Genomic DNA, 25,128 nt, shown 5'->3' with positions numbered 1-25,128 from the left:
GGGCTCGTTCGGGGCCGATCAGCCCGGCCCGTACGCGGTGATCGCGGTGACCACGAACCACAAGAACCAGACGAAGGCGACGACCATCCCGATCGCCAGGACAGTGCGCATCACCGCGCGGCCGAAGTCGAGGTCACCGCGCTCCCGCGGATACAGCTTCCACGGGCTGTACCACGGCGCCCGGACGGCGAAGGCCGAGGCCTGCGCGTCCCGCTCGGCCTGCGCGAGCTCCTCCGCGTAGGCCTCGGCCTGCGCCTGGTTCGGGCCGCCGTGCCACAGCGTGATGTCGATCGGGCCGAGAAAGCCCTCGTTGAGCAGATCCTGCGGAGCCGGAAGGTAGGGCAGGATGCCGAGACCGCGGAACGCGACCGCCACGTCGTTGGCCGTCCAGAGGAACTTCTCCTCCCCCGCGAGGGCGTCGAAATAGTGCCGGAGCCTGCCGGGCCCGTCGCCGATGATCACGTCGAAACTCGGATCAGCCCAGCGCTGTTCGAGCTGGAGCTGGGCGCCGGGCAACGGGACCACCAGTGCGACGCCGTGCACGACGCGCTGCCCGAGACCACGAGCGGCCAGCCATTCCTGCAACGCGAAGGTGTGCTCGCGCGACTTGTCCAGCGGTGTGCGGCGGTCGCGGCTCTCGGTCGCGACCGGCTCTCCGTTGACGGTCCACTCGCCGTTCAGCGGGACCTCGAGCACACCGTCCTGGCGGGCGACGAGCGCGTCGGCCTCGATCACCACACAGCTGGTCGGTGTCCAGATCACGGCGTCGAACTGGTGCAGCCGGTCCTTGTGGAACAGGCTGCAGGTGATCGTCGCGACACCATGCGGACTATCGGGATCCTTCCAGGTGCGCAGCCAATCGATCAGCGCGCGCTCGGCATTGGTGCCTGCGGCGTTCTGGACTCGCACGAGCATGGGCGACCACCCTTCACGTCGACACTCGACAGTGCACAGGATACGAGGTGCCGCAACGGATTCGCCGCGCGCACGCCGACCGGCGGCGTGTCGGTCCCACGGCGGCGTGGCCGCGTGCGGACGCGCTACTCCGGTTCCTCGGCGTCGATCCGGCCCGCCCGCACGGCCGCCAGCAGCTCCGCGTGGTCGGCCTCGGTGCGGTCGGCGTAGCGCACCGCGAACGCGGCCACCGCCTCGTCGAAGCGCTCGTCGCCGTCCAGATAACCGGACAGCAGCCGCGGGTCCAGGGAGCGGGAATGAGCCCGGGCCAGCAACGCGCCCGCGAGCCTTCCGTAGTCGTCCAGGTCGCTCGCGGGCAGTTCCGCGGGATCGATGCTGCCCTTCAGATTGCGGAATTGCCGGACGATGAAGGGCAATTCGGCGCCGTCGCCGACCGGATCGAGGGACGTCCAGCCGAGCAGGATGTCCGCTTCGGATTGGACGAGTCTGGCGCCCTCGACGATTCGCTCACCCTCGTGCGGCACGGCGCGCGTCGGCAGGAACGGGGCCAGTGCCGCGGGAGCGGCCTGCTTCACCTGCAGGACCAGCGACTCGCCGTCGTTGCCGTGCAGCAGTGCCAGGTAGCTGTGCAGCCCCACGCTGCCGGTCCCGACGATCCGGAACGCGATGTCGGACACCGCGAACCGGGCCAGCAGGTTGCGCCGCGACCCGTGCAGGGTGTCGGTGTAGCGCTCCAGCCCATCGATCACCGCCTCCGCGGCCCGCTCGTCCACGGCGGTGAGGATCGGCGGGTCGCTGACGAATCGGTGCCTGCGGATGCCGGTCTGGTGGTCCTCGAGGTGCTCGGTCCACTTCGCCACCACTTTGGCACTGGTGTTCTTACGCGCTTTCTTGGCCGCCTTCTGGAAGTCGTCGAGCAGCGCGTCGGCCTTGGCCTGGGTGATCACCGACTCGTCCGGCAGGGCGCTCCAGGACGACATGAACGGCATCGCGGCCAGCGCGTCGACGGCCAGGCGGTAGGAGCGTGCGGCGTCCCGCGCCGCGGTGCGGCACTCGTCCTCGCCGGCGCCCGCCTCGCGTCCGGCCAGGACGAGGCCGGCCGCGAGGCGCTCCAGATCCCATTCCCACGGTCCGGGCACGGTCTCGTCGAAATCGTTGATGTCCATGATGATCTCGCCGCGCGCCGTGCCGTACAGACCGAAGTTCGCCGGGTGCGCGTCACCGCAGAGCTGGGCGGTGAGCCCACTGTCCGGGCCACCCGCCAGATCGGCTGCCATCAAGCCCGCCGCGCCCCGGTAGAACGTGAACGGCGAGGCGATCATCCGCCCGATCCGCAGCGGTATCAGGTGCGGGAGCCGGCCCGCGTTGCTCGCGGCGGCGAAGTCGAGCACGCCCGGACGCCGCACGCTGGTCGCTTCCCGGTCCCTGGCGATGACCGGGGTCCGCTGACGCAGCGCGCGGCCTCGGTCCCGGACCTGCTCCGCCGGCACGTAGGAGCGCAGGTCGATACCACTGTCTGACACAACGGCTCACGCTAGCCGGTGGCCCGTGGCGGTGTGGCGTCGGATTCAGTCCATCGGGACGCGGGGCGGCGCGGGCTCGATCGGCAGCCGCAGCGCGCCGGGCGCCGCCGCGGGCACCGCCGGGCGCGCCGGGGCGACCGGCGCGATGCGCCGGTAGGCCGACCCCAGCTCAGGCCTGGTGTCGGGGTCGTCGCGGTTGGGCCAGAACGCCATCGCGCGCTCGGCCTGCGCGGCGATCGTCAGCGACGGGTTCACGCCGAGGTTGGCGGTCACCGCCGAGCCGTCCGCCACGTGCAGGCCGGGATGTCCGTAGACCCGCTGATAGGGGTCGACCACGCCGGTCCGCGGGCTGTCGCCGATCACGCAGCCGCCGATGTAGTGGGCCGTGGCCGGGATGTCGAACACGTCCATGATCAGCCCGTGGGTGTCGCCGTCGACCTTCGCGCCGAATCGCCGCCCGATGTCGTGGGCCAGCGGGATCCAGGTGGGGTTCGGCTCGCCGGTGCCCTGCCTGGTGCGCAGGCGCCCCCGGCTGCGGAACGAGGTCAGCGAGTTGTCCAGCGACTGCATGATCAGCAGGATCACCGACTTCTCCGACGCGTGCCGTGCGTCGAGACTGCGCAGGAACACCAGCGGGTGCAGCACGATCGCCAGCAGGAAGCGCAGGAAACGGAACGCGCCGCCGTCCACGATCGGCACCGACATCGGGAACAGCGCGTTCTGCCCCTTGCCGTAGTGGCACACCTCGACATGGGTGTCGGCCTCCGGATGGATGGAGGAGGTGATCGCGATGCCTTCGGCGAAATCGCGGCGCGCGCGGCTGACGACGTTGAGGATGGCTTCGGAGTTGCTCCGGGTCAGTTCGCCCAGCCGGGGCGACAGGTGCGGCAGCACGCCGTCGTCGCGCATCTTGTGCAGCAACTTCTGGGTGCCGAGCGCGGCGCCCGCGAACACCACCTGCCCGGCGGTGAAGGTCCTGGGTTGCTTGCGGATCCAGCGGTCGGACCGCTGGGTGTCGACGGCGTACCCGCCGCCGGGCAGCGGCCGCACGGCGGTGGCCGTGGTCAGCGGGTGGACCTGCGCGCCCGCCTGCTCGGCCAGATAGAGATAGTTCGTGGTGGTGGTGTTCTTGGCGTTGTGCGGGCAGCCGGTGAAGCAGCGCGCGCAGTGCACGCAGCCGGTGCGGCGGGGACCCGCCCCACCGAAGTACGGGTCGTCGACCTCCGTGCCCGGATCGCTCTCGTTGAAGAACACGCCGACGTCGGTGGGATGGTAGGTGTCGGCCACACCGAGATCCTCGGCGATCTCCCGGATCACCTCGTCGGCCGGTGTCGTGCGCGGGTTGGGCGCCACACCGAGCATGCGCTTGGCCTGGTCGTAGAACGGCGCCAGTTCCGCGCGCCAGTCGGTGATGTGCGCCCACTGGCGGTCGGTGTAGAAGTTCGGCAGGGGTTCGTAGAGCGTGTTCCCGTAGATGAGCGAGCCGCCGCCCACACCCGCGCCGGAGAACACGGCGCACTTGCCGAGCAGACTGATCCGCTGCGGTCCGGTCAGACCCAGGCGAGGCGCCCAGATCGATTTGCGCACATTCCAATTCGTGCGCGGGATGTCCTCGGGATCCCACCGGCGGCCTGCCTCGAGGACGCCGACCCGGTAGCCCTTCTCGGTGAGCCGCAGGGCGCTGACGCTACCGCCGAAGCCCGAGCCGATCACCACCACGTCGTAGTCGTATGCGGACATGACTTCCTCTCGCTCACCGGCCATACGGTGAGAAACTTTTTTAATCATTCTGTCACCGCCGCGTTGTGGCGGAAACCATCCTCGCACGCGCGCGCCGCGCCGATATCCGGAAAAACCGTGCGTGGAGATGGCGGGCACCGGGTTCGGTGGGGTATGCACGGGTCGTGACAACCGAACCGGGCACAGCGCAACCCGAGGAACGCGCCAACCGCGGCGGAGTACGCGGCGTCTTCGCCGATCGCGTCCTGACCGTGCCCAACGTGCTGAGCGTGCTGCGCCTGCTGGGCGTTCCGCTCTTCCTGTGGTTGCTGCTGATCGAGCGGGCCGATGGCTGGGCGTTCGCGCTCCTGATCGCCAGCGGCGTCACCGACTTCCTGGACGGCAAGCTCGCGCGGCTGCTGGATCAGTCCTCGCGGCTGGGGGCGCTGCTCGACCCCTTCGTCGACCGGCTCTTTCTGGTCACGACGCTGGCGGCCTTCGTGATCCGGGGCCTGATCCCGTGGTGGGTGGCGGCGATCCTGGTCGGGCGCGACCTCGTGCTCACCGCGACGCTGTCGGTGTACAAACGCCGCGACCTGCCCCCGCCGGAGGTGATCTACCTGGGCAAGGCCGCCACCTTCGCGCTGATGTCCGCGCTGCCCTGGCTGCTGGCCGGGCAGATGGACTGGGCGGCCGCCGGTTTCGGGCGTGCCTTCGGCGGCGCATTCCTGATCTGGGGAACGGCGGTGTACGTGTGGACGGGCGTGCTCTATACCGGCAGAGCCATCGCGGTCGCAAGAGCGATACCGGCTGTGCGGCATCGGACCGCGTAGCCGATAGAGTTTGCGTGCAACGTTCAAAAGAAAGGACGGCCTGTGACCCAGACCCCCGAGGATCTGCGCTACACCGAGGAGCACGAGTGGGTACGCCGGATCGCCCCGACCCGGGTTCGGGTGGGCATCACCGACTACGCCCAGTCTCAACTCGGTGACGTTGTGTTCGTGCAGCTGCCCGAGACGGACGCGGAAGTGGCCGCCGCGGACAGCATCGCGGAGGTGGAGTCGACCAAGAGCGTGTCCGACATCTACGCGCCGCTGAGCGCGAAAATCGTTGCGGTGAACGACATGCTGAACTCGGAGCCGGAGACGTTGAACACCGACCCCTATGGTGACGGGTGGCTGTTCGAGTTGGAGGTGAGCGACGCGGCGAGCCTCGACGTGACACTCGGTGAACTGCTGGATGCCGCAGGTTATCAAGGAGTTATCGGGGGCTGAAGCAGCCTTCCCAGTTCTACCTGCACGGGTGCGGCCCGGCAGGGTACGGTCAATGCCAACAGATGCACCCGGCGGTTGTGCCGGGAATCTAGAGACTCGACGGCAGGTCGTGGTGCCAGAGGCATCACCTGCTTGCATGGATAATCAGGTTCGAGGAGGAGAGAAACGGTGAGCGAGAACAAAGACCCGGGTTACGGGGAGACCGCGGCCGAGACGACGTCGGTCTTCCGCGCGGATTTCCTGAACGAGGTCGACGCGTCGCGCTCCGGAGAGCCGACCGGCGAGCAGCCGGTCCAAGGGGTCGAGGGTCTGCCCGTTGGCGCGGCCCTCCTGGTCGTCAAGCGTGGCCCGAACGCGGGGTCGCGGTTCCTGCTGGATCAGCCGACCACCTCGGCGGGGCGGCACCCCGACAGTGACATCTTTCTCGACGACGTCACCGTCAGCCGTCGGCACGCCGAGTTCCGTCAGGACGACGACTCGTTCCAGGTCGTCGATGTGGGCAGCCTGAACGGCACGTACGTGAACCGGGAGCCGGTGGACTCCTCGGAACTGCAGAACGGCGACGAAGTGCAGATCGGCAAGTTCCGGTTGGTGTTCCTCACCGGACCGCGCGCCCAGGTCACCGACTCGTCGGCGGGCGCGGGGAGTCTATGACAGCGTCGGCGCTGGGTTGTACCCCTCATGAAAGGCTCTGAGTCATGAAGGACCTGGCGCTGTGACCGGTGCGGCGCAGTGGGCACGCGGAGGAATGTCGATCGGATCCGTGCTCGACCTGCTGCGCCCCGACTTTCCCGACGTCACCATCTCCAAGATCCGCTTCCTGGAAGCGGAGGGCCTGATCCGGCCGGAGCGGACCCCTTCGGGCTACCGCAGATTCTCCGTGGCGGATGTCGAGCGGCTCCGGTTCGTGCTGACCGCGCAACGCGACCAGTACCTGCCGCTGAAGGTGATCAAGGAACAGCTCGAGGCAATCGATAGCGGTGCGGCGACGCTCGGCGTGCGGGAAGCCCGCGCCCGAGCGCACTCCGTCCGGTCCGGGGCGCCGGAGCCGGGTCCGGGTGCGCCGGATGCCGAGCAGGCCGTGCCGGGTTCCGAACGTGGCGGGCGCCCGGTGGCCGCGCCTCGTAGGCTCGGCGTCGTGCCGAGCGAGGTCTCTCCGGATGATCTGCGGTTCGATCACGAAATCCGGGTCACCCGGGCCGATCTGCTCGACCAGGCCGGGATCGACGAGAGGTTCCTCACCGACCTGATCAGGGCCAACCTGATCACGCCCGGCCCGGCGGGGTATTTCGACGCCGACGCGGTCACGCTGGCCAAGACCGCGCGGGCGATGGCCGAATTCGGTTTGGAGGCACGGCATCTGCGTGCGTTCAAGCTCGCCGCCGACCGGGAGGCCGCGCTCGTGGCGCAGATCGTCGCCCCGATCGCGAAGAGCCGCGACGCCGGCGCCCGCGCCCGTGCCGAGGAGACGGTGCGCGAACTGGCCGCGCTGTCGCTGACCCTGCACACCTGTCTGGTGAAGTCCTCGGTCCGGGGTTCGCTGGGGGGTTGACCCCCGGCGGCCTCGCGTCCCGAGGTTTCGCCGAGCCAACACGGTGATTTCGGCTGTGCAGACGGATCGCTGGACCGGTGCGGGTTCGCCTAGACTCGTGGTACGGCGAGCTCTGCGGCGGTCATGCCGGGCCGGCGGCGAGTATGGGAGGCAGTGCGATGAGCGAAATGCGCGTGATCGGCATCCGTGTCGAGCAGCCACAGAACCAGCCCGTGCTGTTGCTCCGCGAAGTGGCGGGCGACCGGTATCTCCCCATCTGGATCGGGCAAGCCGAGGCGACTGCGATCGTCCTCGAGCAGGAGGGGGTGACCCCGATACGCCCGCTGACACACGACCTCATCAAGATCCTGATCACCGAGCTGGGGCACACCCTCAAGGAGGTCAGGATCGTGGATCTGCAGGAGGGCACCTTCTACGCGGATCTGGTGTTCGAGAACGATCTGCGGATCTCCGCGCGGCCGTCGGATTCGGTTGCGATCGCCTTGCGGGTCGGTTGCCCGATCCATGCCGAGGAGTCCGTTCTCGAGGAAGCCGGACTGGTGATGCCGGACGAGCGCGAGGACGAGGTGGAGAAGTTCAAGGAGTTTCTCGAGTCGGTGTCCCCGGACGACTTCAAGGCGACCGACAGCTGAAGTAGAGGTCGAGACTTTTACCGCGCGTCGCGTTTGGCTCGATGACGTCGCTCCCTGGACAATCGTGGGGAGTAATCTCGACAGTTGGGCCACGTCCGTTTCGGCCGAATCCGCACCGATTCGGTCGGTGACGGAGCCGGGTCATCGATGAGGCTGGGAATGCGTCGGCGAAGCAAGGGAGTGGTCAGTGGCAGAGCAATCGCAGGATGTGGTACAGCCAGGCCTGTTCCCCGACGATTCGGTACCTGACGATCTGGTCGGCTATCGCGTTCCCAGTGCGTGCCAGGTGGCCGGAATCACCTACCGGCAGCTCGACTACTGGGCGCGCACCGGTCTGGTGGTGCCCTCCATCCGGAGCGCCGCGGGGTCGGGCAGTCAGCGGCTGTACTCGTTCAAGGACATTCTGGTCCTGAAGATCGTCAAGCGGCTGCTCGACGCGGGCATATCGCTGCAGAACATCCGGATAGCCGTCGATCATCTGCGCAGCCGCGGCGTGCAGGACCTGGCGGGGATCACCCTCTTCTCCGACGGCACCTCGGTCTACGAGTGCACCTCGGCCGAGGAAGTCGTCGATTTACTGCAGGGCGGACAGGGCGTCTTCGGAATCGCCGTCAGCGGCGCCATGCGCGAACTGACCGGCGCCATCGCCAATTTCCCCGCCGAACGCGCGTCGGCGATCACCGAACGTCCGGAGGACGAGCTGTCGTTCCGTCGGAAGGCGCGAATGAACCGCAAGACGGGCTAGCAATCGCACATTCAGCCCGCACACAATGAAATAGAACGCTTCCACGGCCGGGTAAGGCGTGTCGCCTCCCCGGCCGTGGTGTGTGACAGCGTCGCTGGGGCGGGTGAAGGGCCGCGGCGGCGGCGAAAGGGGGGGGCGCCGTGCAGACAGGCGACATCACCGGCCTGGTCGGGCCGATCGGCCGGATCGACGCGTTCCCGACCGTCGACGAACTCAACGCGTTCGCCGACGCGCTGGCCGCCGAGCATTCCGAACGGGTCTCGGTCACCGAACTCGGACGGTCGCGCGGCGGCGATCCGATTCGCGAGGTGACGGTCGGCTCGGGCGACCGGCACATCCTGGTGTTCGGTAATCCGCATCCGAACGAGCCCATCGGCATGGCCACGATCCGCCACCTGCTCGGCCGGATGGCGGCGGACGATGCGGCGACCGTGGGCGCTACGTGGCACTTCCTGCTGTGCGTCGACCCGGATGGCACCCGGTTGAACGAAGGGTGGTTCGCCGGACCGCACACCAGGACGAGCGTCGCGCGCGGCTTCTACCGCCCGCCCGCCGCCGAGCAACCGGAATGGTGCTTCCCGACCGTGTGGCGCGGCAGGCAGGTCGGCGTCCCGCTCCCGGAGACGCAGGCGATGATGTCGCTGATCGACCGCACCCGGCCCGCGCTGATCGCCTCGCTGCACAACGCGGAGTTCGGCGGCGGGTTCTTCTACACCTCCGGCGGCGACCCCGAGTACTGGTCGGCGCTGACCGCCCGTCTGGCCGCCGCCGACGTGCCGATCCACCGTGGCGAACCCGACGCCCCCGGCGCCCGCACCCTGGCGCCGGGAGTCTTCGAACTGCCGCTGTTCGAGGCGATGGCCGATCTGCTCGCGGCGCAAGGCCTGGACTCGGTCGCGGCCCTGGGCGGGGGTGGCTGCCGGGACTACGCGGCGCGCTACGGCACGGCGATCCTGGTCTGCGAATTGCCGCTCTGGGCCGACTCGCGCATCGGCGACGGCTCGGCGGGCGACCGAGTGCTCGGCGACCTGCTCGACGCCACGGCCGCCGACTATCACGCCATGGCCGAGGTCGCCTCCGAGGTGCTCGCTCGCGTCGACGGGCGATTGAGCGGCCGCAGCCCGTTCGAGCGGTCGGTGCGTGCGCTGGTCGCCGGGTTGCCCGGTCTCGCCGTGAGCAGACAGGCTGTACCGGAACGGAACCGGATCGCGACGCGCGGCGAGATCTTCGTAGAGCAGTACGACTGGACCGCCATGCTGCGCCTGCGGCTGGGCGGGATGCTGCTGCGGTTGCTGGAGGACGAATACCGTCGCGGCGCCGCGCAGGTGCTGGCCGCCGAGCGCGACCGCTTCGCCGCGATCTTCGATCGGTGGTGCGCCGACGTGGAACAGAATGCGCCGGGTGTCGCGGTGCCGCTGGCTCGCCTGGTCGGTATCCAAGCGGAGTCGATCGTGCTCGCCGCGACGAGGTTGCGCGCCGGGCTGGCCATCTGACGGTGATTCCCGCCCGGTCCTCGGAGTGACCAGAACGACAGTGCTCACCCGGGGTCCGATGGCGCGCTCCGGCGTGGCGTCGGCATAAACTGACGGTGCGTCGCCGCCGTGCGGGAGAGTCTCGGTCTCGAAAAGAGTCCGAGCGCCGAAGGAGCAGCACCTCCCCGTCAATCTCTCAGGCAACCAGGACCGTGCGGGCTTCGGCGCCTCTGGAAAGCGGTGGCTTCGAGCCGCCCGCCCATGGGGAAAGGGTCTCGGCCACCGGCCGCGGCACCCGAATCTCTCAGGCGCCACGACAGAGGGGGAGGGCCGGTACCCGTCGACCACCTGGTCGACCCCGCCCGACCTTGGGAGCTGTTGTGACTCGCTCATTCGCTGACCGCCATATCGGACCCGACCGGGAGGAACTGGCCCGGATCCTGGACGTCGCCGGTGTGTCGTCGCTCGATGAGCTGGCTGCCCGGGCGCTTCCCGCGAGCATCATGGATGGCGACGGCTTGGCCGGGCTGCCCGCGGCGGGCACCGAGCACGAGGTGCTCGCCGAGCTCGCCGAACTGGGGGCGTCCAACACCGTGGCCACCTCGATGATCGGTCTCGGCTACTACGACACGCTGACCCCGCCGGTGCTGGTGCGCAACCTCCTGGAGAACCCGGCCTGGTACACCGCCTACACGCCCTATCAGCCCGAGATCAGCCAGGGCAGGCTCGAGGCGCTGCTGAACTTCCAGACCATGGTGTCGGAACTGACCGGCATGGACGTCGCCAACGCGTCCATGCTGGACGAGGCCACCGCCGCCGCCGAGGCGATGACGCTGCTGCGGCGCGCGGGCAAGGTCAAGTCGGCCCGGCTGGTCATCGACAGCGACCTGTTCCCGCAGACCAAGACGGTGCTCTACACCCGCGCCGAGCCGCTGGGCCTGGAGATCGTGGAGGCGGATCTGTCCACCGGCGAGCTGCCCGAGGGGGAGTTCTTCGGTGTGCTGGCGCAGGTCCCCGGCGCTTCCGGGCGCGTCGTCGACCTGACCGAGTTGATCGCCGCGGCGCACGAGCGGGGGGCCCTGGTCGCCGTCGGCGCGGACCTGCTGGCGATGACGCTGATCAGGCCACCCGGCGAGCAGGGCGCCGACGTGTGCTTCGGCACCACCCAGCGCTTCGGCGTGCCGCTCGGCTTCGGCGGCCCGCACGCGGGGTACCTCGCCGTGCGGCAGGCGCAGGCCCGCCAGCTACCGGGCCGCCTGGTCGGCGTCTCGGTGGACGCGGACGGCGCGGTCGCCTACCGGCTCGCCTTGCAGACCCGTGAGCAGCACATCCGTCGCGAGAAGGCGACCTCCAACATCTGCACCGCGCAGGTGCTGCTGGCCGTCGTCGCCGCGATGTACGCCTCTTACCACGGCGCCGACGGATTGCGGGCGATCGCCCGCCGGGTGCACGGGCACGCCGCGGCGATCGCGGCCGGGCTGGACGGCGCCGTGGTGCACGACAGTTTCTTCGACACGGTGCTCGCGCATGTGCCCGGCGGTGCGGAAGCCGTTGTGGCGAAAGCGAAGTCGCGCGGCATCAACCTGCGCCTGGTCGACGCCGACCATGTCGGCATCGCCTGCGACGAGGCGACCACCGGCGCGCACGTCGCGGCCGTGCTCGAATCCTTCGGCACCGCTGTGTCGTCCGAAGGGGGTACGCCCGCGCCGGTCGCGGCGATCGAGAATCGTACTTCGCGGTTCCTGAACCATCCCGCGTTCACGAAGTACCGCACCGAGACGGCGATGCTGCGGTATCTGCGCTCGCTGTCCGACAAGGACATCGCGCTGGACCGCAGCATGATCCCGCTCGGCTCCTGCACCATGAAGCTCAACGCCACCGCCGAGATGGAGGCCATCACCTGGCCCGGTTTCGCTCGCGTGCATCCCTACGCGCCGGTCGAGGACGCGCCCGGCCTGCTGAAGGTGATCGCGGACCTGGAACGCTGGCTGGCGGACATCACCGGCTACGACTCGGTGAGCCTGCAGCCGAACGCGGGCAGTCAGGGTGAGTACGCCGGCCTGCTGGCGATCCGCCGGTATCACCTCGACCGCGGTGACACCCACCGCGACACCTGCCTCATCCCGTCCAGCGCGCACGGCACGAACGCGGCGTCGGCCGCGATGGCCGGGCTGCGCGTCGAGGTGGTGAAGTGCCGCGCCAACGGCGATGTCGACCTGGACGACCTGCGCGCCAAGATCGCCGATCACGCCGATCGCCTGGCCTGCATCATGATCACCTACCCGTCCACGCACGGCGTCTACGAGCACGAGATCGCCGAGTTGTGCGCGCTGGTGCACGACGCGGGCGGCCAGGTCTACGTGGACGGCGCGAATCTGAACGCCCTGGTCGGCCTCGCCCGGCCGGGCCGGTTCGGCGGCGACGTGAGCCACCTGAACCTGCACAAGACGTTCTGCATCCCGCACGGCGGCGGCGGGCCCGGCGTCGGGCCGGTCGCGGTGCGCGCGCACCTGGCGCGGTACCTGCCCGGCGATCCGCTGGAAGCGGGGTCGCACGCGGTGTCGGCCGCGAAGTACGGTTCGGCGTCGATCCTGCCGATCACCTGGGCCTACATCCGCATGATGGGTGCCGACGGCCTGCGCCGGGCCACCCTGTCGGCGATCGCTTCGGCGAACTACATCGCGCGGCGGCTGGACGAGTACTTCCCCGTGCTCTACACCGGCGAGCACGGCATGGTGGCGCACGAGTGCATCCTGGATCTGCGCGAGATCACCAAACAGACCGGCGTCACCGTAGACGACGTGGCAAAACGCCTGGCGGACTACGGATTCCACGCGCCGACCATGAGCTTCCCGGTGGCGGGGACGTTGATGGTGGAGCCCACCGAGAGCGAGAACCTCGCCGAGCTGGACGATTTCATCGAAGCCATGATCGCGATCCGCGCGGAGATCGACCAGGTCGCCGCGGGCGTGTGGCCGGTGACCGACAATCCGCTGCGCGGCGCGCCGCACACCGCCGCATCGCTGGTGGGGGACTGGGAGCACCCCTACAGCCGGGAAGTCGCCGTCTATCCTCGTGGGCTCGGGCACGCCAGGGCGAAGGTGTGGCCGCCGGTGCGCCGGATCGACGGCGCCTACGGTGACCGGAACCTGGTGTGCGCGTGCCCTCCCTTGGAGGCGTACGCGGACTGAATGCCGGTCGCACTCGGCGGCGGCTCTCTTCGCGTCACTGTTCGCCAGGACCGGTCAGCCGCACCCGCCGCATCGACTCCCAGCCTCGTCCATTGCGGTGTCGATGGGTGCGTCGACTACGAGTCGACCCGGCGGGGCGAAGAGCGATACTCCGGTCGATGCCGAATGGTCGGGGCTATGGCGTGGTGAGTGCCTTGACCAAGGCGGAGCCGAATCTGATGTCGTCGGAGGTGGCCAGGCGGGTGTAATTTCCGCCGGTCTGCTGGGCCAGTGCCTGGAGTGTCTGTGTGCCGCTGCCGCCGAGCACGATCACGTCGACGCGCACCGGGCGGGTGCGGTCGATCGCCGCGGTGATGTCGGCGGCCAGTTGGGGGCCGGTGACCGTGGAATCGTCGTCGGGTCCGTCGGTGATCAGCAGGACCGAGTTGGTGCGGCCCGACGTGTACCCGGTGACCGCGCTCTTGTACGCCGCGATCAGGGACGGATAGGCCTGGTCGGACCGGTTCTCGTCCGGGCGGACCGAGCTCAGGGCGGTACTGATCTTCGTACGCTGGTCGGTGGTGAGCGGGGCGGTCGCGGCCGCCACCCGGTAGGGCGTGTTGCCGTCGAGGTTTTTGCCGAAGGTCCAGACCCCGAGACCGAAGTCGGGCGGCATGACCGTCATCGTGGAGTTCAGCGCGGCGAGGACGTTCGCCAGTCGCGTCGTCGCGCCCTCGGCGGTGCCCATCGAGGCCGACACGTCGACCAAGACGGTCGACCGGACGCCGAGCACGGGATGCGCCAGCGTGTCGCGTACTTTGTCCAGCGCGCCACGCGAGGGGACGGCGGCCGCGGTCTGCGGCGCGCCGCCGAAGCCCGCCGTGACGAAGGCCTGCGCCTGCTCGGGCTTGCGCAGGTAGTCGGTGAACCGCCCGGCGATGAGGTTCTGGGTCTTGTCCACCCAAGCGCCGGACATCAACGCGGCCGGGTAGTCGGCCACCGGCGCCGCGCCTGCGGGCCGGAACCCGAGGACGCCGGGCAGCCCTTTCAGTTGCTGTTCGGTAGCCGCAATGGCATGCATCGGCGCGTCCTGTGTCGTGATCTCCGCCAGCGCGGCCGCCGCGCCGGACGACTCCGGGGCATCGGCGGCGAGTCCGGAGATCGCGGCGACCACCTGGCCGGATCGCGCCGCCTGCTCGGTGAGCGGCTCGGCGCCCGAGACGGCGGACCCGACCGCCGTGGCCGCGGCCAGCGTGGCGTCACCCGAGGGCAGGGCCATCCGCAGCCCGCCCCAGCCGCTCAGCCCGATCTCGCCGAGCGAGCCCTGCTGCAACCGCGGCAGATCCGCCCAGGAAACCTCGGCCTGCTCCAGCGCACGGTGCAGTTCCTCCGGCACCGCGAGCACGATCGGGCTCGCGGCGATGGACACCGGCGTGCCCTCGATCAGGCCGGGCACTCGCATGGACTCGATCGAGCGGGTCGAATCGGCGATCCACAGCGCCGGCTGCGGGCCGAGCGCCTGATCCCACGGCTTGCCGCTGGTGAACGCGGCGACGATCGCCGAGGAGGGCTGCGCGTTCACCGCGACCCTGGCGCAGTGATCGCGCACTTTCGGCTGGGTGGCGTTGTAGCTGTCGGCGGCGGTCCGCACCTGCGCGGCGATGCTCGGATCGGCGGTCACGTAGAGCGTCGCGGGCCCTTCCACGCATTCGGCCGCCGCCGCGCTGTCCTGATTCGCCGCCCGATCGCGCAGCTGGAACCAGCCGACGACGATCGCGGCCAGTAACACAACGGCAACCACCGCGATAACCGGACCTTTGCTGACGCCCCGGGACCTGGTTCCGCTGCGATGAGTGCCCACGCGCCCCAGTGTATGGTCACCGGCTCCGGCCGGACTCGGGGAGGCTCCTCCTGACCAGGGGAAGGGGTCTCGCGCCGCCGCACCGGAAGGCGCGGCGGCGGAACCTCAGTGGCGGATCACTCGTCCGCGGTCGAACTCGTGCCCGCCCCAGACGCCGGACTGCCCGGTGCGCGCGGCGAAGTCGCCACACTCCTGCCGAATCGGGCAGCCCGCGCAGACTTCTCGTGCGTAGTCGAAGTCCTGCGACGGGTACGGGAACCAGGCTTCGTGGTTCGGGTCGCCGCGGCAGGCCGCCCGGTGCCACCCTCGGGAATCCGAGAGCGGGAGCAGGTCGGCCAGGGTCAACTCCACGACGGCGGTGGTCTCGGTGCGCGTCATCGCGATCTTCTCCTTTCTCGGGTCGTGGTCAGGTGGCGGCCAGTTGCTTCCAGATCCGGCGCTGCTGCCTGACCTGATGGGTGGGGGCCTTCGGCTCCCAGAGCAGGCGCATGCCCGCCTCCTCCGGGGTGCGGTCGGCCTTCGCCGAGTTGCACGGCGCGCAGCAGGCCACGAGATTGCTCCAAGTGTTCGGCCCGCCCCGGGACCGCGGCCGGATGTGGTCCACGGTGCGCGCCCACCCCGCGCAGTAGCCGCATCGGTTCCTGTCGCGGCGCAGCACGCCCGCCAGCGTGGCCCTGCTCTCGTCGTGCACCAGCACGGTGTGCTCCAGGTAGACGTAGCGCAGCAACCGAATCGTCTGCGGCAGAGCGATTTCCACGTGCCGCGACCGGATCGGGAAGTGTGGTTCGCGGTCGGCGACCGACTCCGCGGCTCCGGCGACCAGCAGCACCACCGCCCGATCGGCCTTGATCTCGTCGAGCGCCTCGTAGGAGGCGTTCAGGACGAGGACCCCGGTGTGTATCCAGTTGTCGGCGGTCAGCGCCGCCTGGTCGGCGGCACGGCGGAACATCATGGGGATCACCACGTTTCGTGCGGAATCGAGCGAAGGAGGAGAGGAAGGCGGCGATCAGCCGAGGGCCTGGAGGCGGCTGTCGTCCGGTTCGCCGTGCGATGCGCGCATCGGCTTGCCGAACGCATCGCCCGCGACCGACGAGCACGCCGTCTCGGCTTGCGTTCGCTTCGTCTCCGGAATCACTGCCGCCCCTCCTCTCCATTGCTCGGCGACCACCTCGAGGCGGTGATCGTTGTCGAAACACATGGTGGCACAGCGCACCCGCCGTTGTCGGGTCATTTTCCGGCGGTGCTCGGCAGGGGGTTGCGCGGGGTCAGACCGGTCGCAGTTCGGCGGCGCCGAAGGAGACGTTGAACCGGTCGCACCAGATCGCGACGCTGGTCAGCTGTGCGAGGTCGGCGTCGGCGGGCACGGCGTAGTTCTGGTTGCCCTGGTTTCCCTTGAGCTTGCCCAGGTCGGTGTGCGCCCCGTCGTCGAAGACGAACCACCCGTCGCGGCCTTCGCGCACCGGCGCGTCGGTGAGCCAGACGTGCAGGTCGGGGCCGTCGGAGGTGTCGAGGTTCTCCAAGCGCAGCACGGTATTGCCGTCGGGCAGCCGCAGGACGACGACGGTGCCGGTGGTGACGTGCTCGTGCGAGACGAACGTGCCCTTTGCGATGGCGCGCGGCTGCGGCGCCGTATCACCCGGACCGGGCGCCGTGGCGGCCGACGGCGCCGCCTCCTGCACGGTGGTGTCGGTGAACAGCCGCCACGGCTGGAACACGGCCAGTCCGGCGCCGAGTGCCACCACCAGCAGCACCGCGACGGTCCAGGTGATCGGCGATCGGGCGATCCTGCGTGCGGACACCATGGCTACTCCTCCGAGTGTCGTCGCGTGACCGGCGATCGGGTCGGTTCACCGCGCAGGGCTTTTCGCCCCCATCGAATTATGGGGGCGAGCGGCGGCGGCGTTAACGGATCGGGCAGGTGTCATCCGATCGGCGACTGCCCGAGCAGGACCCGGCCGGTGAAGTGGGTCTGCTTGGCCCGGGGCAACGGGTGGAAGAGGCAGCCGTGCACGTCGCGGTAGCGCATCTCCAGTTCACAGGTGCGGGAGTAGCCCAGCCCACCGACGGTTTCGATGGCCAGGCGCACGGTGTGCACGAGCGCGTCCGCCGCGGCGGTCTTCCGGCTGAGCGTCCGGCTCGCGTACTGATCGGTGTTGGCGAAGTGCAGGTTCTCCGATCCGTTGAACATGGCGTCGACGAGATCGTTCGCGGTGGTGTGCGCGGTGGCCATCTCACCGGCCAGTTGAACGGTGGGCGCGTCGGCCCGGCCCGCGGCCAGCGCGGTGGCGAGGTCGACCGCGCCGTCGGCGATGCCGAGGTAGGCCGCCATCACCAGCGGCATCGCCGCGCCGAGCACGACGTTCAGCAGCGGCGGCCATACGGTCGCCGGGCGGGCGAGTGACACCGCGGCGTCGGGAACGAATACGTCGTCGAGCACGACGGTGTGGGAACCGCTGGCCCGCAAACCCATAGTGTCCCAAGTCTTTTCGATTCGCACGCCGTCGGCGGCGAACGGGATGGCGCAGTGCAGCACCTGCGGGCCGTCCGGCGCGTCGTCCCAGCGCACACTGGTCACCAGGACGGTGCCCGCCTCGCATCCGCTGGCAGGCGCTTTGCGCGCGTGCACGCGGTAACCGCCCTCCACCCGCTCGGCGTGGCCGTTGGAGCCGACCCAGTCGGAGGCGCCGGTGCTGACCAGGATCGCGCCCGCGACCACCTTGGCGAACAGCGGGGCGGCGTCGATGCCGTGGTTGTGCCGCCACACCTGGGCGGCGACCAGGTGGGTGTGCATCGCGAAGGCGACCGCGGTGGAGGGATCGTGGCGCCCGAGCTCGCGCAGGATCGCGCCCATTTCGCGGTGGGTGACCCCGCCGCCGCCGAAATCGGCGGGGACGAGCGCCGCGGACAGTCCGCTCTCGCGCAGCAGGTCGAAGGCGGCGAGGGAGATCTCGCCGGACCGGTCCCCGGCCGCGACCTCGGGACGCAGGGCTTCGCCGACGCGGCGAGCGCGGGCGATCCAGTCGATGGTGGTGGTGTCGGTGATGTGAGGAGCTGTAGTGGTCATGTTTCGAAGTTAGGAACGGCCGCGATAACCGGATAGTGCAGAAAGTGGACCGCGCCGGTCCAGAAACGAGACCCCGTCCGCGAGGTGCCATGACGACTTCGATGCCGAGTTACGGCCAGTACTGCCCGATTTCCCGGGCGCTCGACGTGGTGGGCGAGCGCTGGTCACTGCTGATCCTGCGCGACCTGCTGCTGGGCACCACCCGGTTCAACGACCTCGCCCGTGGCTTGCCCGGCCTGTCGCGCAGCCTGCTCGCCAAACGTCTACGGCAGTTCGAGCGGGCCGGACTGGTGGAGAAGCTGGTCGGCGAATACCTGCTCACCGACGCGGGCCGGGAGCTGGAGCCGATCCTGTTCGGTCTCGGCGAATGGGGCGCGCGCTGGAGCTTCGGCGCACCACGCGACGACGAACGCGATCCCGCCCTGCTGGTGTGGTGGATGCACAAACGCGTGGACACCTCGTCGTTTCCTGGGCGGCGCCACGTGCTGCTGGTGCGGTTCACCGACGACCTGCGCCGCTTCTGGATCGTGATCGAGGCGGGCGTGCCCTCGGTGTGCGACTCCGATCCCGGATATCCCGTCGACGTCGCGATCAGTTCCGACGTCGCCTCCCTGTATCAGGTGTGGCTGGGGCGGCTGCCGCTGGCGCACGCGCTGCGGACGGGCCGCGTGGGGTTCACCGGCCCGCCCGCGCTCACCCGCCGGATGCCGTCGGTGCTGCGGCTCAGCCCCGTCGCCGGATACACGGAGACTTCGCACGTCGGGGAGGCCGCCAAGCGCGCGTCCTGAACACCGACGGCATCCCCGCGTGCGATCGGTCAGAGGTTTCCGACGATGTGCTCGAGGCGCCGGGCCACCAGTTCGCGCGCCTTCTCCCGGAGCGCGGGCCGGTATCCGCTCGGATACACCGGGTCGGCGGGGGCGTAGTCCTTCAGCACCTCTTTCGCGAGGGTGATCTTGTGCACCTCGGTGGGGCCGTCGGCGAGGGCCATCACCTCCGCGTAGCTGAGCATGTCGATGAACGGCAGGTCCTGGCTGACGCCGATCGCGCCGTGCAGGTGCAGCGCGCGCTGGGCGATGTCGTGCATCACCTTGGGCATGGCGACCTTGATGGCGGCGATGTCCTTGCGGACCTTCGTGTAGTCCTGCTCCTTGTCGATGCGCCAGGCCGTGCGCAGTACCAGCAGCCGGAACTGCTCCATCTCGATCCAGCTGTCGGCGATGCGTTCCTGGGTCATCTGCAACCCGGCCAGCGGGCCGCCGCGCATCGGGCGCGAAACCGCCCGCTCGGCCATCATGTCGAACGCCTTGCCGGCCATGGCGACCGTGCGCATCGCGTGGTGTACGCGGCCGCCGCCCAGTCGGGTCTGCGCGACCACGAAACCTTGTCCCTCGGCGCCGAGCAGATGATCGGCGGGGACACGGACGTCGGTGAACCGCAGGTGGCCCTCGTGCTCGCTGAATCCGGCGACGTGGAAGTTCTTCACGATCTCCAGGCCGGGCGCGTCGGCGGGCACGATGAACATCGACATGCCCTTATACGGACTCACGTCCGGGTCGGTGACCACCATGACGATATGGAAGGCGGCGAACTGCGCGTTGGAGTTGAACCACTTCTCGCCGTTGATCACCCAGTGGTCGCCGTCGCGCACCGCGCGGGTCCGGAACAGCGTCGGGTCCGAGCCGCCGGTCGGCTCGGTCATGACGTAGCACGAGCCGATCTCCCCGGACAGCAACGGCTCGAGGTAATTCTTCTTCTGCTCCGGCGTGCCGTAGTGGGCGAGGATTTCCGCGTTGCCGGAATCCGGAGCCTGGCAACCGAATACCGACGGCGCCCACACCGACGTGCCGAGCACCTCGTTGAGCAGGGCGAGCTTCATCTGCCCGTAGCCGGGGCCGCCCAGTTCCGGCCCGAGGTGGCAGGCCCACAGGCCCTGCTCCTTGACCTGCTCCTGCAGCGGGCGCATGAGCGCCATGGCCTCGCGGTCGGTGCGGTCGTACGGATTGGGGTAGAGCAGATCGAGCGGCTCCACCTCGGTGCGGACGAACTCCGCCGCCCAGTCCAGTTTCCGCTGGTACTCCGGGTCGGTCTCGAAATCCCAAGCCATGGTCAGCCTTTCGTGTCCGGCGCGGTGCTGGTCACCATGCCGTCGAGCAACGTGGTGGTGAGGATGTCGGCGATCTCGCCGGGCGAGCGGTCGCCGTGCGGGCGGTACCAGAACGACACCATGTTCAACATGCCGAGCACGCTGTTGGTGACCACGTGATCGGCGGTGCGCAGCGCCCCCTCGGCGTGACCGGCGTCGATGACCCGCTGCCAGCAGTGCTGGACCCGGTCGCGCAGGTCCTGTAGTTGCGCGGCGCGCTCGCCGGTGAGCGCGCCGACGTCGCGCAGCTGGATGGCCACCTCACGCTGATGCCGGATGATCAGCCGCACGTGGCTGTGGATCAGCTTGCGCAGCTTGGTGATCGGATCGCCGGGCCCGTCGGCGATCTGTTCGGCATCGGCCAGCATGCGCTGGATGTAGTCGCGCAGGATCTGCCACAGCAGGTCCTCCTTGGAACCGATGTGGTAGTACAGCGCGCCACGCTGCACGTCGGCGCGCTCGCCGATCTCGGCCACGCCGGTGCCGTGGAAGCCCTGCTCGGCGAACAGGTCGATCGCCGCCCGCACGATCCGCTCTCTGGTGTCGCTCGCCGTGGATTCGGCGGCGGGCGGGCGGCCGCGCCGACGGGACGGGGCGGTCATCTCGACGGGTCCAGAACGATTTTGCCCACACCGTCGGCCCGCTCGGCGAACATCCGGTAGGCCGCCGGCCCCTCGGACATGGGGAGATGGTGGGTGACGACGGCCTCGGGCCGCAACCTGCCGCCCGCGGTGAGCTTCAGCAATGCGGGCAGTTCGTACTGGATCGCACACAGGCCGATGTGGAATTCGAGGTCCTTCACCTGCGCCGCCATCAAGTGGAACGGATAGGCGCGGTTGTGGCTGACGCCGATCACGCTGACCCGGCCGCCGTGCCCGACCGCGCTGATCGCCAGCTTGATGGTTTCGTCGTCGCCCACCGCCTCGATCGCGGCATCCGCTCCGCCGCCCAGCGTTTCACGGATCGCCTGTTTCGGGTCGTCGGACTCGACCGGCTCGGCCCCCAGGTCGGCGGCCCGCTTGCGGCGTTCGGCGAGCAGGTCGACGCCGAGCACCCGCGCCGCGCCCATCGCGAAGGCGGACTGCACCGCCATGAGTCCGACCGGACCGAGGCCGATCACCACCACGGTGTCGCCGGGCGCGATCCGGGCGCGCCTGGCTCCGTACCACGCGGTGGGCGCGTTGTCGGTGAGCACCACGGCGGCGGTGTCGCTCACCTCGTCGGGCAGCTTCGCCAGGTTGCCCGCGGCGTGCGGTACGGCGAGCAGCTGAGCCTGGCACCCCGCCAGCGAGCCGCCGAGCCCGTAGCAGGCGTCGACCGGGAGCGGGTGGCGTGCGCACGCGGTGACAATTCCGGCACGGCACTGCGGGCAGCTGTCACAGCCCGCCGACGCGGCGACCAGCACGCGGTCACCGACCGAGAACCCGCGGGTGTGCGGGCCCAGTTCGACGATCTCGCCCACCGCTTCGTGTCCCACGCCGTAACCGGCGCCCGCGACGAAACCGTGTCCGGCGTAGATGTGCAGATCACTGCCGCAGATGCCGGAGGCGGTCACCCGCACGATCGCGCCGTCGGGGCCGGGCAAGACCGGGTCCGGCCGATCGTGGTACGAGATCCGCTGCGGGCCTTCGTAAGTCAGAGCCTTCATCGCCAGCCCCCGTCCACCGCGAGGGTGGCACCGGTGCAGAACGCGGAGGCGTCGGTGGCGAAGAACAGCGCCGCCCCGACCACCTCGCCGGGCTCGCCGACGCGGCGCAACGCGTTGTGCTTGGTGAGTTCGGTGCGCAGCTCGTCGGGCCACGCCGTGGCGATGTCGGTCGCGAAGGGGCCGCACTGGATGGTGTTGACCCGCACGTTCGGCGCGAATGTCTGCGCCAGCCCGCCGGTGAGGGCGTTGAGTCCCGCCTTGGCCGCCGAGTAGGGGACCGCGAACGGCTCCGGCCGCGCCGCTTCGATCGAGGAGATGTTGATGATCGAGCCGCCGCCGTCGGCCGCCATGCGGCTGCCGATCAGGGCCGACAGCCGGAACGGGCCTTTCAGATTGACGCCGATGACCTTGTCGAACAACGCCTCGGTGACCTGGTCCAGGCTCGGGTACAGCGGCGAGAGGCCCGCGTTGTTGACCAGCACGTCCACCCGGCCGAACGCGGCGTAGACCGTCTCCACCAGAGCGTCGCACTGCGACCAGTCGCTGACGTTGCAGGCCACCGGCAGGGCGCGGCGGCCGAATCGCCGCGTCACCTCCTCGGCGAGCGCGGCGCATCCCTCCAGCTTGCGGCTGGCGATCACCACGTCCGCGCCTGCTTCGGCGAACGCGAGCACCATCTGTTTGCCCAGACCGCGGCTGCCCCCGGTGACGACGGCGACCTTGTCGGTGAGTGACACCTGAACTCCTGCGTGGGTCGAGAAATGTTCCGATCAGTACATTAAATCGGCCGCGGGTTACGATCAAGGGGCTGTCCGGCCGACCGCCGACGGCTCGACGACCCGCCGGGTGAAAACCCGCTCATATCGGCGTGGCGGACAGATTCGGGCACAGGGCCGGACGACCCGACGCGCGGTGGCACCACTACCCGCGGGTAACATGGCTTTGTTTTCCCACCCGGTTTCGCGGAAGTGAGGCAGTAGATGACAGAGCGGATTCAGGTCGGCGGGCTCCAGGTGGCACGCGTTCTCCACGAGTTCGTCGAGAACGAGGCGCTCCCCGGGACCGGCGTGGATTCCGCCGCGTTCTGGGCCGGGGCAGAGCAGGTCGTCAACGACCTCGCCCCGCGCAACCGCGCCCTCCTGGCCGAGCGCGACGAGATCCAGGGCAAGGTCGACGCCTGGCACGCCGAACACCCCGGCGCGAACTACGACAAGGCCGCCTACAAGAACTTCCTGACCGAGATCGGCTACCTGCGCCCCGAGCCCGCCGATTTCCGGATCACCACCCAGAACGTGGACGACGAGATCGCCGTCACCGCCGGACCGCAGCTCGTGGTGCCGGTGATGAACGCCCGTTTCGCGATCAACGCGGCCAACGCGCGCTGGGGCTCGCTGTACGACGCGCTCTACGGCACCGACGCCATCCCCGAGGGCAACGGCGCGGAGAAGGGCACCGGCTACAACAAGGTGCGCGGCGACAAGGTCATCGAGTGGGCGCGCAACTTCCTCGACGACTCGGTCACCCTGATCACCGGTTCGCACATCGGCTCGACGTCCTACAAGATCGTCGACGGCGAGCTGGAGGTCGGCCTGGAGGACGGCACCAGCATCGGTCTGGCCGACGCCTCCCAGCTGGTCGGCTACCTCGGTGATCCCGAATCGCCGACCTCGGTGCTGCTGAAGCACAACGGCCTGCACATCGAGATCCAGATCGACCCGCAGTCCCCCATCGGCAGCACCGACACCGCGGGCGTGAAGGACGTCGTGCTGGAGTCCGCGGTCACCACGATCATGGACTTCGAGGACTCGGTCGCCGCGGTCGACGCCGAAGACAAGGTGCTGTGCTACCACAACTGGCTCGGCCTGATGAAGGGCGAACTCGCGGAGAAGGTCACCAAGGGCGAGAAGACCTTCACCCGCACCATGAACCCCGACCGCGTGTACACCGCGCTGGACGGTGGCGAGCTGGTGCTGCACGGCCGTTCGCTGCTGTTCGTGCGCAACGTCGGTCACCTGATGACTTCCGACGCGATCCTCGACGCCGAGGGCAACGAGGTGCCCGAGGGCATCATGGACGGGCTGATCACCTCGCTGATCGCCAAGCACAGCCTGGCCGATGACGCGAAGCTGAAGAACAGCCGCACCGGTTCGGTCTACATCGTGAAGCCGAAGATGCACGGTCCCGACGAGGTCGCGTTCACCAACGAGCTGTTCGGCCGGATCGAGGACGTGCTCGGGCTGGAGCGCAACACGCTCAAGGTCGGCATCATGGACGAGGAGCGCCGGACCACGGTCAACCTGAAGGCCTGCATCCAGGCCGCCGCCGAACGGGTGGTGTTCATCAACACCGGCTTCCTGGACCGCACCGGCGACGAGATCCACACCTCCATGGAGGCCGGGCCGATGGTCCGCAAGGCCGACATGAAGTCCCAGCAGTGGATCCTGTCCTACGAGGACTGGAACGTCGACACCGGTCTGGCGGCCGGCCTGCCCGGCAAGGCGCAGATCGGCAAGGGCATGTGGGCCATGCCGGATCTGATGGCCGACATGCTCACCCAGAAGATCGGTCACCCGCGCGCGGGCGCCAACACCGCGTGGGTGCCCTCGCCGACCGCCGCCACCCTGCACGCGACGCACTACCACCTGGTCGACGTGTTCAAGCGTCAGCAGGAGATCGCCAAGGGCGGCCGCCGCGCCACCGTCGACGAGATCCTCGAGATCCCGCTGGCCGCCGCGCCGAACTGGACCGACGAGGAGAAGCGCCAGGAGTTGGACAACAACTCGCAGTCCATCCTCGGCTACGTGGTGCGCTGGATCGACCACGGCGTCGGCTGCTCCAAGGTGCCCGACATCAAGGACGTCGCGCTCATGGAAGACCGTGCGACCCTGCGCATCTCCAGCCAGCTGATGGCCAACTGGCTGCGTCACGGCATCGTCACCGCCGATGAGGTGGTGGCGAGTCTGGAGCGGATGGCCCCGGTCGTGGACCGGCAGAACGCCGGTGACCCGAACTACCGGGCGATGGCCCCCGACTTCGCGGGCAGCATCGCGTTCCAGGCGGCCAAGGAACTCATCCTGGAGGGCACCAAGCAGCCCAACGGGTACACCGAGCCGATCCTGCACCGCCGTCGCCGCGAGGCGAAGGCGCTGGCCTGCGTCTAGTCCGCGCGCATCGCGAATCCCCCGGTCCGTCGGCCGGGGGATTCGTGCTTCGGGGATCCGGAATTTCGACTCCCGTTTATCGGTCCGTTACCCTGGGGGCCGCACGAGATCGTTCGATTTGTGAGGAAGATTCATGGGAAGCGTTGTGCTCGACATCGTGGCATTGCTCGCCAATCGCGCGGCGATGTTCTGGAATTGGATGGCCACCGGATCGGCGGGCTTCCCGCCGCTGTGAGCGTGCGGTAC

The 25,128-nt window shown here is 69.4% G+C and carries 23 protein-coding genes and 1 riboswitch; of the genes, 10 read left to right on the top strand and 13 right to left on the bottom strand.

Going from position 1 to position 25,128, the window contains the following annotated elements; translation table 11 throughout:
- Positions 1-18: 18 nt before the first annotated feature.
- The 3 genes from LTT66_RS36040 to LTT66_RS36030 form a co-directional block, all read right to left on the bottom strand.
- A complete protein-coding gene (locus LTT66_RS36040; protein ID WP_195065731.1) occupies positions 19-915 on the bottom strand; it encodes a nuclease-related domain-containing protein in 897 nt (298 codons plus the stop codon).
- Between the two features lie 125 nt (positions 916-1,040).
- Positions 1,041-2,438: a DUF2252 domain-containing protein gene (locus tag LTT66_RS36035; RefSeq protein ID WP_233062914.1), complete on the bottom strand. Its 1,398-nt coding sequence runs from the start codon at positions 2,436-2,438 to the stop codon at positions 1,041-1,043.
- 45 nt (positions 2,439-2,483) lie between these two features.
- On the bottom strand, positions 2,484-4,178 hold the full coding sequence (locus tag LTT66_RS36030) for a GMC oxidoreductase (RefSeq protein ID WP_233062913.1): 1,695 nt from the start codon (positions 4,176-4,178) through the stop codon (positions 2,484-2,486).
- Positions 4,179-4,342: 164 nt separating this feature from the next.
- Between LTT66_RS36030 and LTT66_RS36025 the strand changes: the two genes are divergently transcribed.
- The 8 genes from LTT66_RS36025 (at position 4,343) to gcvP (ending at position 13,023) form a co-directional block, all read left to right on the top strand.
- On the top strand, positions 4,343-4,990 hold the full coding sequence (locus tag LTT66_RS36025) for a CDP-alcohol phosphatidyltransferase family protein (RefSeq protein ID WP_408638713.1): 648 nt from the start codon (positions 4,343-4,345) through the stop codon (positions 4,988-4,990).
- A 42-nt stretch (positions 4,991-5,032) separates the two neighbouring features.
- The gene (gcvH, locus tag LTT66_RS36020; protein WP_181724167.1) at positions 5,033-5,431 is read left to right on the top strand and encodes a glycine cleavage system protein GcvH; all 399 of its coding nucleotides are present in this window, start codon (positions 5,033-5,035) and stop codon (positions 5,429-5,431) included.
- Between the two features lie 168 nt (positions 5,432-5,599).
- On the top strand, positions 5,600-6,085 hold the full coding sequence (gene odhI, locus LTT66_RS36015) for an oxoglutarate dehydrogenase inhibitor Odhl (protein WP_043690204.1): 486 nt from the start codon (positions 5,600-5,602) through the stop codon (positions 6,083-6,085).
- 94 nt (positions 6,086-6,179) lie between these two features.
- Complete coding sequence (gene ftsR, locus LTT66_RS36010; protein ID WP_181724168.1) at positions 6,180-6,983, top strand: transcriptional regulator FtsR; 804 nt, start codon at positions 6,180-6,182, stop codon at positions 6,981-6,983.
- A gap of 158 nt (positions 6,984-7,141) precedes the next feature.
- Complete coding sequence (locus LTT66_RS36005; RefSeq protein WP_040866482.1) at positions 7,142-7,615, top strand: bifunctional nuclease family protein; 474 nt, start codon at positions 7,142-7,144, stop codon at positions 7,613-7,615.
- Between the two features lie 187 nt (positions 7,616-7,802).
- Entirely contained in the window at positions 7,803-8,360 is a 558-nt protein-coding gene (locus tag LTT66_RS36000; RefSeq protein ID WP_039797830.1) for a MerR family transcriptional regulator, read from the top strand.
- A 140-nt stretch (positions 8,361-8,500) separates the two neighbouring features.
- Positions 8,501-9,853, top strand: a complete 1,353-nt coding sequence (locus LTT66_RS35995; RefSeq protein ID WP_233062912.1) for a M14 family zinc carboxypeptidase — start codon at positions 8,501-8,503, stop codon at positions 9,851-9,853.
- A gap of 101 nt (positions 9,854-9,954) precedes the next feature.
- Positions 9,955-10,055: riboswitch (glycine riboswitch) on the top strand.
- Between the two features lie 157 nt (positions 10,056-10,212).
- Entirely contained in the window at positions 10,213-13,023 is a 2,811-nt protein-coding gene (gcvP, locus tag LTT66_RS35990; RefSeq protein ID WP_233062911.1) for an aminomethyl-transferring glycine dehydrogenase, read from the top strand.
- Positions 13,024-13,198: 175 nt separating this feature from the next.
- On the opposite strand, the gene LTT66_RS35985 is transcribed toward gcvP, so the two are convergent.
- From LTT66_RS35985 to LTT66_RS35965, 6 genes are all read right to left on the bottom strand, one after another.
- Complete coding sequence (locus LTT66_RS35985) at positions 13,199-14,863, bottom strand: VWA domain-containing protein (RefSeq protein WP_233062910.1); 1,665 nt, start codon at positions 14,861-14,863, stop codon at positions 13,199-13,201.
- Between the two features lie 105 nt (positions 14,864-14,968).
- On the bottom strand, positions 14,969-15,241 hold the full coding sequence (locus tag LTT66_RS35980) for a WhiB family transcriptional regulator (RefSeq protein WP_233062908.1): 273 nt from the start codon (positions 15,239-15,241) through the stop codon (positions 14,969-14,971).
- Positions 15,242-15,269: 28 nt separating this feature from the next.
- Positions 15,270-15,815, bottom strand: coding sequence for an HNH endonuclease (locus LTT66_RS35975; RefSeq protein WP_408638712.1), 546 nt, complete (start codon positions 15,813-15,815; stop codon positions 15,270-15,272).
- Between the two features lie 54 nt (positions 15,816-15,869).
- Positions 15,870-15,998 carry a hypothetical protein gene (locus LTT66_RS37180; RefSeq protein WP_269821989.1) on the bottom strand — a complete coding sequence of 43 codons (129 nt, stop codon included), beginning with the start codon at positions 15,996-15,998 and terminating at the stop codon, positions 15,870-15,872.
- 130 nt (positions 15,999-16,128) lie between these two features.
- Positions 16,129-16,665, bottom strand: a complete 537-nt coding sequence (locus tag LTT66_RS35970; protein ID WP_233062906.1) for a DM13 domain-containing protein — start codon at positions 16,663-16,665, stop codon at positions 16,129-16,131.
- A gap of 119 nt (positions 16,666-16,784) precedes the next feature.
- The gene (locus LTT66_RS35965; protein ID WP_233062905.1) at positions 16,785-17,927 is read right to left on the bottom strand and encodes an acyl-CoA dehydrogenase family protein; all 1,143 of its coding nucleotides are present in this window, start codon (positions 17,925-17,927) and stop codon (positions 16,785-16,787) included.
- An 89-nt stretch (positions 17,928-18,016) separates the two neighbouring features.
- On the opposite strand from LTT66_RS35965, the gene LTT66_RS35960 reads away from it, so the two are divergent.
- Positions 18,017-18,715, top strand: coding sequence for a winged helix-turn-helix transcriptional regulator (locus LTT66_RS35960; RefSeq protein ID WP_181724177.1), 699 nt, complete (start codon positions 18,017-18,019; stop codon positions 18,713-18,715).
- A gap of 29 nt (positions 18,716-18,744) precedes the next feature.
- Here LTT66_RS35960 and LTT66_RS35955 read toward each other — a convergent pair whose 3' ends face one another.
- Genes LTT66_RS35955 through LTT66_RS35940 form a run of 4 tightly spaced genes read right to left on the bottom strand, consistent with a single transcriptional unit; the run spans position 18,745 to position 22,398 of the window.
- Positions 18,745-20,034, bottom strand: a complete 1,290-nt coding sequence (locus tag LTT66_RS35955) for an acyl-CoA dehydrogenase family protein (RefSeq protein WP_233062904.1) — start codon at positions 20,032-20,034, stop codon at positions 18,745-18,747.
- A 2-nt stretch (positions 20,035-20,036) separates the two neighbouring features.
- Positions 20,037-20,675 carry a TetR/AcrR family transcriptional regulator gene (locus LTT66_RS35950; RefSeq protein WP_195065743.1) on the bottom strand — a complete coding sequence of 213 codons (639 nt, stop codon included), beginning with the start codon at positions 20,673-20,675 and terminating at the stop codon, positions 20,037-20,039.
- Positions 20,672-21,721 (bottom strand): zinc-binding dehydrogenase, encoded by a 1,050-nt coding sequence (locus LTT66_RS35945; protein ID WP_233062903.1) that lies wholly within the window; start codon positions 21,719-21,721, stop codon positions 20,672-20,674. The genes LTT66_RS35950 and LTT66_RS35945 overlap by 4 nt, the downstream gene beginning before the upstream one ends.
- Positions 21,718-22,398, bottom strand: a complete 681-nt coding sequence (locus LTT66_RS35940; protein WP_233069512.1) for an SDR family NAD(P)-dependent oxidoreductase — start codon at positions 22,396-22,398, stop codon at positions 21,718-21,720. The genes LTT66_RS35945 and LTT66_RS35940 overlap by 4 nt, the downstream gene beginning before the upstream one ends.
- Positions 22,399-22,701: 303 nt before the next feature.
- Between LTT66_RS35940 and LTT66_RS35935 the strand changes: the two genes are divergently transcribed.
- Positions 22,702-24,882 (top strand): malate synthase G, encoded by a 2,181-nt coding sequence (locus tag LTT66_RS35935; RefSeq protein ID WP_233062902.1) that lies wholly within the window; start codon positions 22,702-22,704, stop codon positions 24,880-24,882.
- Positions 24,883-25,128 lie beyond the last annotated feature (246 nt).

Origin of the sequence: Nocardia gipuzkoensis (genome assembly GCF_021183645.1) — a bacterium.
Taxonomy (GTDB): domain Bacteria; phylum Actinomycetota; class Actinomycetes; order Mycobacteriales; family Mycobacteriaceae; genus Nocardia; species Nocardia abscessus.
The sequence above is the reverse complement of the archived record's forward strand: the minus strand, read 5'-3'. Positions and strand labels throughout refer to the sequence as shown.